Source organism: Pseudomonas sp. HS-18, assembly GCF_020401845.1.
In the GTDB taxonomy this organism is placed as follows: Bacteria; Pseudomonadota; Gammaproteobacteria; order Pseudomonadales; family Pseudomonadaceae; genus Pseudomonas; species Pseudomonas nitroreducens.
The window spans coordinates 4,733,780-4,748,162 of record NZ_CP084413.1 but is presented as its reverse complement, the minus strand read 5'-3'; the positions used below and the strand labels follow the sequence as shown (position 1 = coordinate 4,748,162).

Annotated in this window: 11 protein-coding genes and 3 tRNA genes; 7 read left to right on the top strand and 7 right to left on the bottom strand. The window is 65.9% G+C overall.

Translation table 11 applies throughout. The features are described from left to right. Positions 1-136 precede the first annotated feature (136 nt). From LDJ84_RS22085 to LDJ84_RS22075, 3 genes are all read right to left on the bottom strand, one after another. A tRNA-Met gene (locus tag LDJ84_RS22085) sits at positions 137-213 on the bottom strand. A 115-nt stretch (positions 214-328) separates the two neighbouring features. Continuing rightward, positions 329-405 (bottom strand) — tRNA-Met (locus LDJ84_RS22080). 115 nt (positions 406-520) lie between these two features. Further along, positions 521-597: transfer RNA gene (locus LDJ84_RS22075), tRNA-Met, on the bottom strand. A gap of 279 nt (positions 598-876) precedes the next feature. Here LDJ84_RS22075 and dinB point away from each other — a divergent pair. Continuing rightward, a complete protein-coding gene (dinB, locus tag LDJ84_RS22070) occupies positions 877-1,875 on the top strand; it encodes a DNA polymerase IV (RefSeq protein WP_051445702.1) in 999 nt (332 codons plus the stop codon). A gap of 17 nt (positions 1,876-1,892) precedes the next feature. On the opposite strand, the gene LDJ84_RS22065 is transcribed toward dinB, so the two are convergent. From LDJ84_RS22065 to LDJ84_RS22050, 4 genes are all read right to left on the bottom strand, one after another. Then, entirely contained in the window at positions 1,893-2,291 is a 399-nt protein-coding gene (locus LDJ84_RS22065; RefSeq protein WP_226045404.1) for an META domain-containing protein, read from the bottom strand. Then, the gene (locus LDJ84_RS22060; protein WP_024766433.1) at positions 2,288-2,728 is read right to left on the bottom strand and encodes a hypothetical protein; all 441 of its coding nucleotides are present in this window, start codon (positions 2,726-2,728) and stop codon (positions 2,288-2,290) included. Before LDJ84_RS22060 ends, LDJ84_RS22065 begins: the two co-directional genes overlap by 4 nt. A gap of 62 nt (positions 2,729-2,790) precedes the next feature. Further along, on the bottom strand, positions 2,791-3,780 hold the full coding sequence (locus LDJ84_RS22055; protein ID WP_084357495.1) for a 2-hydroxyacid dehydrogenase: 990 nt from the start codon (positions 3,778-3,780) through the stop codon (positions 2,791-2,793). Between the two features lie 16 nt (positions 3,781-3,796). Beyond that, entirely contained in the window at positions 3,797-6,568 is a 2,772-nt protein-coding gene (locus tag LDJ84_RS22050; RefSeq protein ID WP_084357494.1) for a response regulator, read from the bottom strand. Positions 6,569-6,695: 127 nt separating this feature from the next. Between LDJ84_RS22050 and LDJ84_RS22045 the strand changes: the two genes are divergently transcribed. The 6 genes from LDJ84_RS22045 to mazG all read left to right on the top strand — a co-directional run bounded on the left by LDJ84_RS22045 (position 6,696) and on the right by mazG (position 14,305). Then, positions 6,696-7,406 carry a response regulator transcription factor gene (locus LDJ84_RS22045; RefSeq protein WP_024766436.1) on the top strand — a complete coding sequence of 237 codons (711 nt, stop codon included), beginning with the start codon at positions 6,696-6,698 and terminating at the stop codon, positions 7,404-7,406. 1 nt (position 7,407) lies between these two features. After that, complete coding sequence (locus tag LDJ84_RS22040; RefSeq protein WP_226045403.1) at positions 7,408-8,754, top strand: sensor histidine kinase; 1,347 nt, start codon at positions 7,408-7,410, stop codon at positions 8,752-8,754. 102 nt (positions 8,755-8,856) lie between these two features. Next, a complete protein-coding gene (gene cysM / locus LDJ84_RS22035) occupies positions 8,857-9,756 on the top strand; it encodes a cysteine synthase CysM (RefSeq protein WP_024766438.1) in 900 nt (299 codons plus the stop codon). Position 9,757: 1 nt separating this feature from the next. Next, positions 9,758-11,128, top strand: a complete 1,371-nt coding sequence (gene rlmD / locus LDJ84_RS22030) for a 23S rRNA (uracil(1939)-C(5))-methyltransferase RlmD (RefSeq protein WP_024766439.1) — start codon at positions 9,758-9,760, stop codon at positions 11,126-11,128. A gap of 92 nt (positions 11,129-11,220) precedes the next feature. Then, positions 11,221-13,479: a GTP diphosphokinase gene (relA, locus tag LDJ84_RS22025; protein WP_024766440.1), complete on the top strand. Its 2,259-nt coding sequence runs from the start codon at positions 11,221-11,223 to the stop codon at positions 13,477-13,479. Beyond that, a complete protein-coding gene (gene mazG / locus LDJ84_RS22020) occupies positions 13,472-14,305 on the top strand; it encodes a nucleoside triphosphate pyrophosphohydrolase (protein ID WP_024766441.1) in 834 nt (277 codons plus the stop codon). Before relA ends, mazG begins: the two co-directional genes overlap by 8 nt. The last annotated feature ends 78 nt before the right edge of the window (positions 14,306-14,383 follow it).

Genomic DNA, 14,383 nt, shown 5'->3' with positions numbered 1-14,383 from the left:
ACAGAGTAGGGGCACTGTCGCGAATTCCCAAGTCCTTGGAGAGTATTTTCGTCATTCGGCTGGCGCCACCCGTACGTGGTTTTTTCTGCGCACAACGAAAAAAGCCACTCCTAAGAGTGGCTTTCTTCTTGATGTCTGGTTGCGGGAGCAGGATTTGAACCTACGACCTTCGGGTTATGAGCCCGACGAGCTACCAGACTGCTCCATCCCGCGGCGGCAATTCTACGGATATGAAGCCTCGTGTCAAACGATATTTCGTTTTCGATCAATAATTTAAATCGCGCGCAAACGAAAAAGGCCACTCCGAAGAGTGGCCTTTTCCTGTGTCTGGTTGCGGGAGCAGGATTTGAACCTACGACCTTCGGGTTATGAGCCCGACGAGCTACCAGACTGCTCCATCCCGCGCCGGCCATTCTACGTAAACGAAAGTCTCTGTCAATCGATATTTGTTCTGCGATCAAAAATTTAAATGACGCGCAAACGAAAAAGGCCACTCCGAAGAGTGGCCTTTTCCTGTATCTGGTTGCGGGAGCAGGATTTGAACCTACGACCTTCGGGTTATGAGCCCGACGAGCTACCAGACTGCTCCATCCCGCGACGCCCATTCTACGCCGATACGCCCGGGTGTCAATGAAAAAAGGGAAAAAGTGATTTTCTATCAGATATTTAGCCGCCAGGAATGGAATCGTCGCAGGGATCGACAAGGGTGATTTCCGCGGCTGTGGATAACCGGGACGGCAGGTTTTTGCATTACCATGGGCGGGTTTTCCGTCTTCTATAAAGGCGGTTTCCGTTGGTGATGCAGGCGCCTCCTTCGTGACTCGGCAGAGAAAGATCATCCACATCGATTGCGACTGCTTCTATGCCGCCATCGAGATGCGCGACGACCCCAGCCTCGCGGGCAAGCCGCTGGCCGTGGGCGGGTCGCCGGACAAGCGTGGTGTGGTCGCGACCTGCAATTACGAGGCGCGTGCCTACGGCCTGCATTCGGCCATGGCCATGCGTACCGCCGTGAAACTCTGCCCGGACCTGACCATCGTCCGCCCGCGCATGGACGTCTATCGCGAGACCTCGCGGGACATCCACGCGATCTTCCGCGACTACACCGACCAGATCGAGCCGCTGTCCCTGGACGAGGCCTACCTCGACGTCAGCGACAGCGAGCGTTGCGGCGGCAGCGCCACACGTATTGCTCGAGAGATTCGCCAGCGCGTCTGGGAGACGCTGCACATCACGGTGTCCGCCGGGGTGGCGCCGAACAAGTTCATTGCCAAGATCGCCAGCGATTGGCGCAAGCCCAACGGCCTGTTCGTGGTCACCCCCGATGAGGTCGACGGTTTCGTCGCCGAACTGCCGGTGAAGAAGCTGCATGGCGTGGGCAAGGTCACCGCCGAGAAGCTGGCGCGCTTGGGCATCCGTACCTGCGCGGACCTGCGCGACTGGTCGCGGATCCAGTTGGCCAAGGAGTTCGGAAGTTTCGGCGAGCGGCTCTGGGGACTGTCGCGTGGCATCGACGAGCGCCCGGTGCAGGTGGACAGCCGGCGGCAATCGATCAGCGTGGAGAACACTTTCGACCAGGACCTGCCGGACCTGGCAGCCTGCCAGGAAGAATTGCCGTCACTGCTGGGTGAACTGGAGCGGCGCATGACGCGCCTGGACGCCAGCTATCGGCCGGGCAAGCCGTTCATCAAGCTGAAGTTCCACGACTTCACCCAGACTACCCTGGAGCAGGCCGGCGCCGCGCGGGATCTGGAAAGCTATCGGCTGCTGCTGGGGCAGGCCTTCCAGCGCGGCAACAAGGCGGTTCGACTGATCGGCGTAGGCGTGCGCCTCGTCGATCTGCGCGGCGCCCACGAGCAATTGACGCTCTTCTAACCCTGCCCGGAAGAGCCTCAGCCTTCCGGCCACAGGCGCATGGCGCGGCCGCTGGCCGGCCACAGGCGCAGTTCGCCTTCTTCGGTGATGTCCCAGCGCTGCACCTGGCCGAGCATCTTGAGGAACTGTTGTTCCTGCTCCATCACCAGATCGGCGCAGAGCTTGCGGGTGGCGCCCGGCTGGCCGAAGGTCAACTGGTCGCCCTCGAGCTTGTAGCTGGCGAACCAGTGGTTGCAGCCGGCGCTGCCATAGGCGCGGCCGTTGCCGTCCAGGGTCAGGCTGATGTGGGTGTAGTCGATCAGCGGGCGCTCACCGACCCATTCCACGCGGTAGTTCTGCTCGGCTTCGGGCACCGGCTTGCTGGCGCAGCCGGCCAGGGCCAGCGCAGCGCAAGCGCTGGCAATCAGGGTTTTCATGCGGTCTCCTTGCTCTGGCAATCCGGACAAAGGTGGCGCTTGCCGGCCTTGGCCCATCCGAGTTCGGCGATGCGCGCTTCGGCGGCCGGCTGTTGGGCGGCCTTGCCGAGGGTGGCATCGACGGCGAATTCGAAGTCCAGTGTAGCCGCGCAACCGTCGCACTTGACCGTCCACTCGTGGATACCCAGTTCACGGAATGCCGGCCCCCTGGCCACGGCCATCCACTGCCCCGGCGGGTTGATCAGGTGGCGGACCTTTTCCACTTCCAGGGTCATGCTCAGGCTTTTGCTGCCCTTGAGGCTGACCAGCAGGGTGTCGCCGGCCTTGATCGAACCGCCGATGCCGGTGACCTGGTAGCGGCCCGGGGTCAGCGCGCGGCACTCGTTAAGGGTGAATTGCGGGTTGAGCAGGGTGTAGCGGAAATCGTGCTGAGCCATGGGTCCTCCGGGAAAGCGCGGCATTCTAGGCGGCGCAGCGCCGGGATGCGAGGGGCAACTGATCAGCCTTCGACCCGATTGACCGGCCGGCCCGCCTGCCAGGCAGCGATGTTGGACAGGGTGGTCTGGGCGATCCCGGCCAGGGCTTCACGGGTCAGGAAAGCCTGGTGCGCAGTGATGATCACGTTGGGGAAGGTCAGCAGGCGCGCCAGCACATCGTCCTGCAGCGGCTGGTCGGAGCGGTCGGCGAAGAAGATGTCGGCTTCCTCTTCATAGACGTCCAGGCCGAGGTAGCCGAGCTGGCCGCTTTTCAGTGCCTCGATCAGCGCCGGGGTGTCCACCAGCGCGCCGCGGCCGGTGTTGATCAGCATCGAGCCGCGCTTCATGCGCGCGAGGCTCTGGGCATTGATCAGGTGTTTGGTGGCCTCGTTGAGCGGGCAGTGCAGGCTGATGATGTCGGACTGCGCGAGCAGTTCGTCCAGCTCGACGAAGCGCCCGCCCAGGGCCTCGATGGCGCGATTGGGATAGGGGTCGTAGGCCAGGATGTGGCAGCCGAAACCGCTCATGATGCGGGCGAAGACCTCGCCGATCTGCCCGCTGCCGATCACGCCCACGGTGCGCCCGTGCAGGTCGAAGCCGGTCAGGCCATGCAGAGAGAAGTCGCCTTCGCGGGTACGGTTGTAGGCGCGGTGCAGGTGCCGACATAGCGCCAGGACCAATCCCACGCCATGTTCAGCCACGGCGTGGGGCGAATAGGCCGGTACGCGCACCACGGCCAGCCCCAGCGCGTGGGCAGCGGCCAGGTCGACATGGTTGTAGCCGGCCGAGCGCAGGGCGATCAGTTTCGTGCCGCCGGCGGCCAGGTGCTCCAGCACCGGGCGTGACAGGTCGTCGTTGACGAAGGGGCAGACCACCTCGAAGCCCATGGCCAGGGCGACGGTGTCCAGGCGCAGCTGGGTCTGCTGGAAGTGCAGCTCGAAGCCGTGGCCGTGGTTGGCGGCGAGGAAGCTGTCGCGGTCGTAGGTCTGGTTGCTGAACAGGATGATGCGCATCGCTTGGATTCCGTCCTCAGTGCGGCTGGCCGGCCTCTGCTTCCAGCTGGCCCTCGGTCGCTTGTGCCAGTTCGGCTATGGCCATGTCGAGTTCATCCAGCGCGGCGGGGGCGTCCGGTTCGTTCTGCTTGAGCAGGGTTTCGGCGCGCTGGCAGGCGGCGCGCAGCATCGGCACGCCGCAGTAGCGGGTGGCGCCGTGCAGGCGGTGGATGCGCTCGAGCAGGGTGTTGCGGTCGTTGCGCTCGCGGGCCTGGCGAATCACCTGGCGGTCGGCGGACAGCGAGGCGAGCAGCATGCCGAGCATGTCGGCGGCCAGTTCCGGTTTGCCGGCGGCCAGGCGCAGGCCTTCCTCCGGGTCCAGGACGCTGAGCCCGTCGAGTTTTGATTCGGAGTGGCGCGGGCGTTCGTCACGCGGCTCGCCCAGCGCCAGGCCGGTCCACTTGAGGATCACCTGGACCAACTGGCGCTCGTCGATCGGCTTGGTCAGGTAATCGTCCATGCCGCCCTGCAGCAGGGCGCGCTTCTCGTTGGCCAGCGCGTGGGCGGTGAGGGCGATGATCGGCACGGGACTGACCTCGCGGTCGGCCTCCCAGTGGCGGATCGCCTCGGTGGCCTGGCGGCCGTCCATGATCGGCATCTGCACGTCCATGAAGACCAGGTCGAAGCGCTCGCGCTGCACGGCCTCGACGGCGGCGAGGCCGCTGTCCACGGCAGTCACTTGCGCGCCCATGTCGGTCAGCAGGGTCTTCACCAGCAACAGGTTGGCCGGATTGTCATCGACGCAGAGCAGGTGCGGCGTGCGCTCGAGCCGGCCGTTGGCCGATTTGTCCTTGCGCAGGGGGCGCAGGTGCAGCAGTTCGTTCATCGCCTGTTGCAGCTTGCGCGTGCAGGCGGGTTTGCTCTGCACCTGGGCGTCGGGCAGCACGTCGTTGTAGTGCGCCTGCTCGATGGTCGGGCACAGCACCAGGCTCTTGCAGCCATGTTGTTCCAGCTCGCGGATGGACTGGCGCAGCGCCTCGGGCGGGTGTTCGGCGGCGGTCACGCCCAGCAGCGCCAGGGTGATCGGGGCCTTGTCCGACGGCCCGGCCAGCAGCGCCTTTTCCAGCGTGGCGAGGTCGGGGAACTCGGTGACTTCCAGGCCGCAGTCCTCCAACTGGTGGTGCAGCGCGGTGCGGGTCAGTTCATGGGGCTCGTACAGCGCCACGCGCAGGCCGCCGGCCATGGCGGGCGGCAGGTCGTCGCCGTCGTCGCGGGCCTTGGGCAGGTTGAGGCTGATCCAGAATTCCGAACCGTCGCCGGCGCTGCTTTCCACGCCGATCTCGCCACCCATCTGCTCGATCAGGCGCTTGGAGATCACCAGCCCCAGGCCAGTGCCGCCGGCCTGGCGCGAGAGCGAGTTGTCGGCCTGGCTGAAGGCCTGGAACAGGGCGCGCAGGTCGGCGTCGGTCAGCCCCACGCCGGTGTCCTGCACGCTGATGCGCAGTTGCGCGCGGTCGTCGCTTTCGTCCTCGAGCATGGCGCGTACGGCGATGCTGCCGTCGTGGGTGAACTTGATGGCGTTGCTCACCAGGTTGGTCAGCACCTGCTTCAGGCGCTGCGGGTCGCCCACCAGCTGCAGCGGGGTGTCGCGGTAGATCAGGCTGACCAGCTCCAGGTGCTTCTCGTGGGCGGCGGGGGCGAGGATGGTCAGGGTGTCCTGGATCAGTTCGCGCAGGTTGAACGGGATGTTCTCCAGCACCAGCTTGCCGGCCTCGATCTTCGAGAAGTCGAGGATTTCGTTGATGATCCCCAGCAGGCTTTCGGCGGACTTGTGGATGGTGCCCAGGTAGTCCTGCTGGCGCGTGGTCATCTCGCTCTTCTGCAGCAGGTTGGTGAAACCGAGGATGCCGTTGAGCGGGGTGCGGATCTCGTGGCTCATGTTGGCGAGGAACTCGGATTTGATCCGGCTCGCCTCCAGGGCTTCCTTGCGCGCCAGGTCCAGTTCGATGTTCTGGATCTCGATGGTCTCCAGGTTCTGCCGGACGTCCTCGGTGGCCTGGTCGATGTTGTGCTGCATTTCTTCCTGGGCGCTCTGCAGCGCCTCGGCCATGCGGTTGATGCCGCCGGCCAGCTCATCCAGTTCGTGGCTGCCCAATGCCGGCAGGCGGGTTTCCAGGCGGCCTTCCTTGAGCTGGGCTACGCCCTGGGCAATCTGCCCCAGCGGCGCATTGATCGCGCGGCTCATGCGCAGGGCGAGCAGGGCGGTGACGGCAAGCCCGGCGCCGATCAGCAGCAGGCTGGTGAACAGGCTGCGGTAGCCGCGCAGCAGGGTGCCGTGGTGGGACAGCTCCAGCTCGACCCAGCCCAGCAGCTTCTCGGCGTCATCGTCGGGGTCGCCGGAGAGGCTGCGGTGCTTGCCCAGCACCGGCAGGAGGAAGTGCGTGGTGTCCAGGTTGCTGGACATGCTCAGGTGCGAGCCGTCGCCGGAAGGAATGGGGGTGAGGATGCTGGGGCCGGCGTGGACCAGTTTCTCCCGGTCCGGGTTGAGGAAGGTCACGGCGCGTACGTCGGGTTGGTCCAGCGCTTCGTTGGCGATGCGTTCGAGCAGCTCTTTGTCGTGGTGGGCCATGGCCGGGGCTGACAGCGGCGCCAGTTGTTCGGCGATCAGCTGCCCACGCTCGATCAACTGGGCGTGCATGTCCGCCAGCTGCACCCAGGTGAAATAGCCGCCCAGCACCAGCGCCAGCAGGCTGGTGGGCAGCAGGGTGAGCAGCAGTACCCGACCCTTGATGCCGAGATCCTTGAACACGCGTTTCCTCCGATGCGTTTATCCCCGGCAGTGTAGCGGTTCGGACCTGGGGCGGGAGCCCTTTGCCTTGCCGAGACGACGCGGAATCGTGAATACTTCGCGCAATTGCTAATCACTCTTATTTGATATGAATGCCATCGCTTCGTCCGGCCTGCGCCTGCTGACCATCGAGGACGACCCAACCCTGGGCGCCCACCTGTCGTCCCACCTGATCGAACGCGGTTTCGACGTCACCTGGTGCCAGGACGGCGACGAAGGCCTGGCCCAGGCTCGCCGCGGCGATTACGACCTGGTGCTGATGGATATCATGCTGCCCGGCACTGGCGGCCTGGATATCCTCCGCACCCTGCGTCGCGAGCGTGCGGTGCCGGTGATCCTGATGTCGGCCCTGGGCGCCGAGCAGGACCGTATCGCCGGCTTCTCCCAGGGCGCCGACGACTACCTGCCCAAGCCCTTCAGCCTCGCCGAGCTGAGCGTGCGGGTGGATGCAGTGCTGCGCCGCGTCGCGCTGGAACGCGGCAGCCAGTCCCTCGGCAGTACGGTCACCGGCCTGCAGATGGACCCGCAGAAGGACGACGTCGGGCTGGATGGCCAGTGGGCCGGTCTGACTGGCACCGAGTACCGCCTGCTGGAGACTTTCCTGGGTAGCCAGGGCGAGACTCTCAGCAAACCCTTCCTTTATCAGCACGTACTGCACCGCGCCTTCACCGCCCACGACCGCAGCCTGGACATGCACGTCAGCCACCTGCGCCGCAAGCTTCAGGCTATAGGCTACGCGCGCCACCAGTTGCACACCGTGTGGGGCAAAGGCTACGTCTTTGCAGAGGCCGAGGACTGACATGCCCGGCCGCCACTCGCTGTTCTGGAAGCTCGCCTTTGCCCTGGTGGTGCTGTGCCTGTCGGTGATCTGGCTGTCCTGGAACTGGGGCAAGCAGATGGAGCGCGACAGTTACAACCTCTCCGAGGATGCGCGGCGTGTCCTGGGTGGCTATGCCGAAGAGGCGCAGCAGGCCTGGCGTAGCGGCGGGGCGGCGGGCGTCGACAGCTGGCTGGCGGGGATGAGGCAGCGCGAGCCGGTGTGGATGGTGGTGGTGGACGGTCGCCTGCAGTCGCTGGGCACGCAGCCGCTGCCCATGGCTGAGGTGGCGCACCTGACCTTCCAGCGCGGACTGGACTGGCCGGTAAGCTCGCGCTCGGTCAACCTGCCCTACATCGGCATCCCGTTTCCCGACGACCCGGCTGCCGGCCGCCTGGTGCTGCAGCTGCCGCAGCGCTTCCTCCCCGGTGGCCTGAGTTTCCTGCGCCAGTCCATCAGCCATGCACTGGTGCCGGCGATCCTCGCGCTGCTGCTCTGTGGGCTGATCTACCGGCATCTGGTACGCCCGCTGGGGCGTCTGCGCGAGCACGCCAATTCCTTGCAGGCGGATAACCTGGGCTCGGTCGCCGGCCCCGAACTGGTCACCCGCCGCGATGAACTGGGCGAGCTGGGCCGCGCGCTGGACCACATGGCCGAGCGCCTGCGCGGCCATGTCAGCCTGCAGCGCCAACTGTTGCGCGACCTGTCTCACGAACTGCGTACGCCACTGAGCCGCCTGCGCGTGGCAGGGGACAGTCCGATCAGCGAAACCGCGCTGCGTCAGCGCGTGGAGCGTGAGGTGGACGTGATGCAGCGACTGGTCGCCGATACGTTGGAACTGGCCTGGCTGGATACAGAGCGCCCGCGCATGGAGCTGGAAGAGATCGACCTGCGTTCGCTGTGGGATCTGCTGGTGGACGACGCGCGCTTCGAGGCTGGCTGGAGTTCGGAGCGCTTCCTTTATCAGGTGCCGGCGGACTGCCGCGTGCGCGGTCATCTGAATGGGCTGGCCCAGGCGCTGGAAAATCTGTTGCGCAATGCCATCCGCCACTCCCCGGAGGAGGGGCGTATCCGCTTGAGTGGCCGGCGCGAACCGAGCGGCTGGCACCTGTGGCTGGAGGACGATGGCCCGGGTGTGGCGGAAAGCGACCTGGAGCGTATCTTCCTGCCCTTCACCCGGCTCTCCGATGCCCGCACCGGCGAAGGTTTCGGCCTGGGCCTGAGCATCGCCCGCAGCTCGCTGCGCATGCAGGGTGGCGAACTCTGGGCGGATTGCGCCGACGCTGGTCTGCGCGTTCACCTGCGCCTGGCGGATGCGGCGGCGGCCTGAGGCGTGCCCCGGACCCTGAACACGGCTTGTTAGGAAGTTTCGTATGGCAGGGCGTCTTTTGCCGGTATCATAGGGCGCCCTGTTCCAGATCCGAGTGCCTCCATGACCGTGCAGTACCCGACTATCGCCGATTGCGTCGGCAATACCCCGCTGGTGCGCCTGCAGCGCCTGGCCGGGGAAACCTCCAACACCCTGCTGGTGAAACTCGAGGGTAACAACCCCGCGGGTTCGGTGAAGGATCGCCCGGCGCTGTCGATGATCACCCGTGCCGAACTGCGCGGCGACATCAAGCCCGGCGACACGCTGATCGAGGCCACCTCCGGCAACACCGGCATCGCCCTGGCGATGGCCGCGGCGATCAAGGGTTACCGCATGATCCTGATCATGCCCGACAACTCCACCGCCGAGCGCAAGGCCGCGATGACCGCCTACGGCGCCGAGCTGATCCTGGTGAGCAAGGAGCAGGGCATGGAAGGCGCCCGCGACCTCGCCGACCAGATGGCGCGCGAAGGGCAGGGGAAGGTGCTCGACCAGTTCGCCAACGGCGACAACCCGATCGCCCACTACCATTCCACTGGCCCGGAAATCTGGCAGCAGACTGGCGGTGAGATCACCCATTTCGTCAGCTCCATGGGCACCACCGGCACCATCATGGGCGTGTCGCGCTACCTCAAGGAGCAGAACCCCAACGTGCAGATCGTCGGCCTGCAGCCGATGGAAGGCTCGGCCATCCCCGGCATCCGCCGCTGGCCGCAGGAATACCTGCCGAAGATCTTCGACGCCACCCGCGTCGACCGCGTCGTCGACATGCAGCAAACCGAAGCCGAGGACGTGATGCGCCGCCTGGCGCGCGAAGAAGGCATTTTCTGCGGCGTGTCTTCCGGCGGTGCGGTGGCGGCCATGCTGCGTCTCTCGCGCGAACTGGAAAACGCGACCCTGGTGGCGATCATCTGCGACCGTGGCGACCGTTACCTGTCCTCGGGCGTGTTCGACGCCAACTGACATGGCCAAACAACGATCCGGCCTGCGCTTCCAGCCCAGCGGTGGCGCCCGCAGCCCCGCGGTACCCGTGGGCAAGAAGCAGCGCCTGAACATCGAGCGCCTGGCCCATGACGGCCGCGGCATTGCCCACGCCGACGGGCGCACCTGGTTCGTCGCCGGCGCCTTGCCGGGCGAAGCGGTGGAAGCCCGTGTGCTGTCGGCACGCGCGCAGATCGTCGACGCCCGCAGCGAACGCCTCTTCAGCACCGCCGCCAACCGTCGCACCGAGCCTTGCCCGGTAGCCGGCACCTGCGGCGGCTGCAGCCTGCAGCACCTGCCCCACGCCGATCAGCTGGCGCTCAAGCAGCGCACCCTGGCCGAGCAGCTGGAGCGTTTCTCCGGCCTGGTTCCGCAAGAGTGGGCCGCGCCGCTGGTCGGCCCCGAATTCGGCTACCGGCGCCGTGCTCGTCTCGCCGTGCGCTGGGACGTCAAGGCCAAGCGCCTGGACGTCGGCTTCCGCGCGGCTGCCAGCCAGGCCATCGTCGCCTTCGACGACTGCCTGGTGCTGGTGCCCGAGCTGCAGGTTCTCGCCCGCGAGTTGCCGGCGCTGCTGCGCGGCTTCGCCAAGCCGCAGTCGCTGGGCCATGTCGAGCTGTTCCACGGCACCTCCAGCGCGCTGCTGCTACGGCATATCGAACCTTTGTCCGATAGCGATCGCGCGCGACTGCTGGAATTCTGTTCGGCACGGGATGTGCAACTGTGGTTGCAGGGCGACGGCGAGCCGACACTCTGTTCCAGCGGCGCAGAAAACGGCGGGAACCGGGAGCTCGGCTTCCGGCTCGAAGCCTGGAATCTGACCCTGGCCTACCGGCCCGGCGACTTCGTGCAGGTGAACGAGCCGGTGAACGAGGCGATGGTCGCCCAGGCGCTGGACTGGCTGAAGCCCGGCAGCGACGAGCGCGTGCTGGACCTGTTCTGTGGCCTGGGCAACTTCGCCCTGCCGCTGGCGCGCCAGGTGCGCGAAGTAGTGGGCGTGGAAGGTGTGCAGACCATGGTCGAGCGTGCTGCTGCCAATGCCCATGCCAACGGGCTGGCCAACACCCGGTTCCATCAGGCGGACCTGACGAAACCGCTTGCCGAAGCCCCCTGGGCGGCGGAGGATTTCACCGCCGTGCTGCTCGATCCTCCGCGTGACGGAGCCTTCGAGCCGGCGCGGCAGATGCGTTCACTGGGCGCGGAGCGGGTACTCTATGTGTCCTGCAACCCGGCGACCCTGGCGCGCGACGCTGGCGAACTGGCCCGACAGGGCTATCGCCTGAAGCGCGCCGGCATCCTCGACATGTTCCCGCAGACGGCCCATGTCGAGGCCATGGCTTTGTTCGAGGCAGGCTAGGAAGGCCTGCGCAATCCGACCGGCTCAAGCAAGAAGAAAGGCCGGCGCAGTGAGCGGTGTGTTGTGGCGCACCGTGGGGAAGGGTAGACACGATGGTACAGGTGAGAGCGCATCAGCCGGTCAACACGGACGGCAGCATCAACCTCGAGGCCTGGCTGGACCATGTCCAGACCCTGGTCCCGGGCCTGGATCGCCAGGTCCTGCTGGAAGCCTGCGAGTTCGCTCGCGAGGTGGAAGACAGGGCTGTCAGCACGGCTGACAACTCCTGGGCGGATGGCACCTCCAGCTTCCAGACGGGACTGGAGATCGCCGAGATCCTGGCGGACCTGAAGCTCGACCAGGAGTCCCTGGTCGCCGCGGTGATCTACCGTGGCGTGCGCGAGGGCAAGGTCAAGCTCGAGGACGTGGCGCAGCGCTTCGGCCCTGTCGTCGCCAAGCTGATCGAAGGCGTGCTGCGCATGGCTGCGATCAGTACCAGCCTCAGCCCTCGGCAGTCGCTGGTGCTCGGCACCCAGGCGCAGATCGAGAACCTGCGCAAGATGCTGGTGGCCATGGTCGACGACGTCCGCGTCGCGCTGATCAAGCTGGCCGAGCGGACCTGCGCGATCCGTGCGGTGAAGAACGGCGACGAAGAGAAGCGCATGCGCGTCGCCCGAGAAGTCTTCGACATCTACGCCCCGCTGGCCCACCGCCTCGGCATCGGCCACATCAAGTGGGAGCTGGAGGATCTGTCCTTCCGCTACCTGGAACCCGACCAATACAAGCAGATCGCCAAACTGCTGCACGAGCGCCGGCTGGACCGCGAGCAGTACATCGCTACTGTTATGCAGCAGCTCAAGGATGCCCTGGCCGCCACCGGCATCAAGGCCGACCTGTCCGGACGCGCCAAGCACATCTATTCCATCTGGCGGAAGATGCAGCGCAAGGGCCTGGACTTCAGCCAGATCTATGACGTGCGCGCCGTGCGCGTGCTGGTGCCGGAAATGCGCGACTGCTACACCGCGCTGGGCATCGTGCACACCCTGTGGCGCCACATCCCCAAGGAATTCGACGACTACATCGCCAACCCCAAGGAAAACGGCTACCGCTCGCTGCACACCGCGGTGATCGGCCCCGAGGGCAAGGTGCTGGAAGTGCAGATCCGCACCCACGCGATGCACGAGGAAGCCGAACTGGGCGTCTGCGCGCACTGGCGCTACAAGGGCACCGACGTCAAGGCCAGCTCCAACCACTACGAAGAGAAGATTTCCTGGCTGCGCCAGGTGCTCGAATGGCACGAGGAACTGGGCGACATCGGCGGCCTGGCCGAGCAGTTGCGGGTGGATATCGAGCCCGACCGGGTCTACGTCTTCACTCCCGACGGCCACGCCATCGACCTGCCCAAGGGCTCCACGCCGCTGGACTTCGCCTACCGCGTGCACACCGAGGTCGGTCACAACTGCCGTGGCGCCAAGATCAACGGCCGCATCGTGCCGCTGAACTACAGCCTACAGACCGGCGAGCAGGTGGAAATCATCACCGGCAAGCAGAGTGGGCCGAGCCGCGACTGGCTGAACCAGAACCTGGGCTACGTCACCACATCGCGGGCGCGAGCCAAGATCGTCCACTGGTTCAAGCTGCAGGCGCGCGACCAGAACGTCGCCGCCGGCAAGGCCATGCTCGAGCGCGAACTCGGCCGCCTGGCTCTGCCGCCGGTGGACTTCGAAAAGCTCGCCGAGAAGGCCAACTACAAGACCGGCGAAGACCTGTTCGCCGCCCTGGGCGCCGGCGATCTGCGCCTGGCCCACGTGGTCAACTACGCGCAGCAACTGGTCGAGCCCGAGCGCGGGAACGAGCAGCTCGAACTCATCCCGCGCAAGCCGAGCAAGATCGGCCATGGCAAGCGCGGCGACATCCAGATCCAGGGCGTCGGCAACCTGCTCACGCAGATGGCCGGCTGCTGCCAGCCGCTGCCGGGCGACCCGATCGTCGGCTACATCACCCTCGGCCGCGGCGTGACCATCCACCGGCAGGACTGCGCCACCGCACTGCAACTGGCCGGGCGCGAGCCGGAGCGGATCATCCAGGTCAGCTGGGGCCCGGTGCCGGTCAGCACCTACCCGGTGGATATCGTCATCCGCGCCTACGACCGTTCCGGCCTGTTGCGCGACGTCTCGCAGATGCTGCTCAACGAGCGCATCAACGTGCTGGCGGTGAATACCCGCTCGGACAAGGAAGACAACACCGCGATCATGCGCCTGACCATCGAGATTCCAGGTCTCGATTCGCTGGGCCGCCTGCTGGCGCGCATCTCCCAGTTGCCCAACATCATCGAGGCGCGGCGTGATCGCGCGGGTGCCAAGGATGCATAAGCTCGAAGACCTGCTGTACCTCATGGCCCGCCTGCGTGACCCGCAGAACGGTTGCCCCTGGGACCTCAAGCAGAGCTATGCGACCATCGTCCCCTACACCCTCGAGGAAGCCTATGAGGTCGCTGATGCCATCGAGCGCGGCGACTTCGACCACCTGCGCGAGGAGTTGGGCGACCTGCTCTTCCAGGTCGTCTACTACGCGCAGCTGGCTCGGGAAGAGGGCCGCTTCGAGTTCGACGCAGTGGTCGACGGCATTACCACCAAGCTGATTCGCCGCCATCCCCATGTCTTCCCTGACGGCGACCTCTACGGCGAGCCGGACCCAGCGAAGCTGGAGGAAGCGGCGGTCAAGCAGCGTTGGGAAGAGTTGAAAGCCGAGGAGCGCGCCGCCAAGGCCGCGGAGCCGGTGCAGTTGTCGCTGCTGGACGATGTGCCCAACGCGCTGCCAGCGTTGAGCCGCGCTGCCAAGCTGCAGAAGCGCGCCTCCCAGGTCGGCTTCGACTGGGCCGACGCGCTGCCGGTGGTGGACAAGGTTCGCGAGGAGCTGGATGAAGTGCTCGAAGCGATGGCCGGCGGCGACACCGAAGCCCAGGCTGAGGAAGTGGGCGATCTGTTGTTCGTGGTGGTCAACCTGGCGCGCAAGCTCAAGGTCGATCCGGAAACCGCCCTGCGCGCCGCCAATGCCAAGTTCGAGCGTCGGTTCCGCTATATCGAGACGGCCTTGCGCGATCAGGGACGTACGCTGGAAGACAGCAACCTGGAAGAGATGGACGAACTGTGGGGCGCTGCCAAGCGTGACGAGAAGAATCCGCTCAGCTGTGGATAAGTGCTGCCTCCGTTGAATTGGCGCCCATGAAAAAGCCCCGCGATTGCGGGGCTTTTTATTTCTCTTCGTAGGAGCGAG

What these genes read in the sequence shown, in the direction of transcription:
- LDJ84_RS22045 (WP_024766436.1), top strand. Translation starts at nt 6,696, where the DNA reads ATGAATGCCATCGCTTCGTCCGGCCTGCGCCTGCTGACCATCGAGGAC.
- LDJ84_RS22055 (WP_084357495.1), bottom strand. Translation starts at nt 3,780, where the DNA reads ATGCGCATCATCCTGTTCAGCAACCAGACCTACGACCGCGACAGCTTC.
- rlmD (WP_024766439.1), top strand. Translation starts at nt 9,758, where the DNA reads ATGGCCAAACAACGATCCGGCCTGCGCTTCCAGCCCAGCGGTGGCGCC.
- cysM (WP_024766438.1), top strand. Translation starts at nt 8,857, where the DNA reads ATGACCGTGCAGTACCCGACTATCGCCGATTGCGTCGGCAATACCCCG.
- LDJ84_RS22040 (WP_226045403.1), top strand. Translation starts at nt 7,408, where the DNA reads ATGCCCGGCCGCCACTCGCTGTTCTGGAAGCTCGCCTTTGCCCTGGTG.
- LDJ84_RS22060 (WP_024766433.1), bottom strand. Translation starts at nt 2,728, where the DNA reads ATGGCTCAGCACGATTTCCGCTACACCCTGCTCAACCCGCAATTCACC.
- dinB (WP_051445702.1), top strand. Translation starts at nt 877, where the DNA reads ATGCGCGACGACCCCAGCCTCGCGGGCAAGCCGCTGGCCGTGGGCGGG.
- relA (WP_024766440.1), top strand. Translation starts at nt 11,221, where the DNA reads ATGGTACAGGTGAGAGCGCATCAGCCGGTCAACACGGACGGCAGCATC.
- LDJ84_RS22065 (WP_226045404.1), bottom strand. Translation starts at nt 2,291, where the DNA reads ATGAAAACCCTGATTGCCAGCGCTTGCGCTGCGCTGGCCCTGGCCGGC.
- mazG (WP_024766441.1), top strand. Translation starts at nt 13,472, where the DNA reads ATGCATAAGCTCGAAGACCTGCTGTACCTCATGGCCCGCCTGCGTGAC.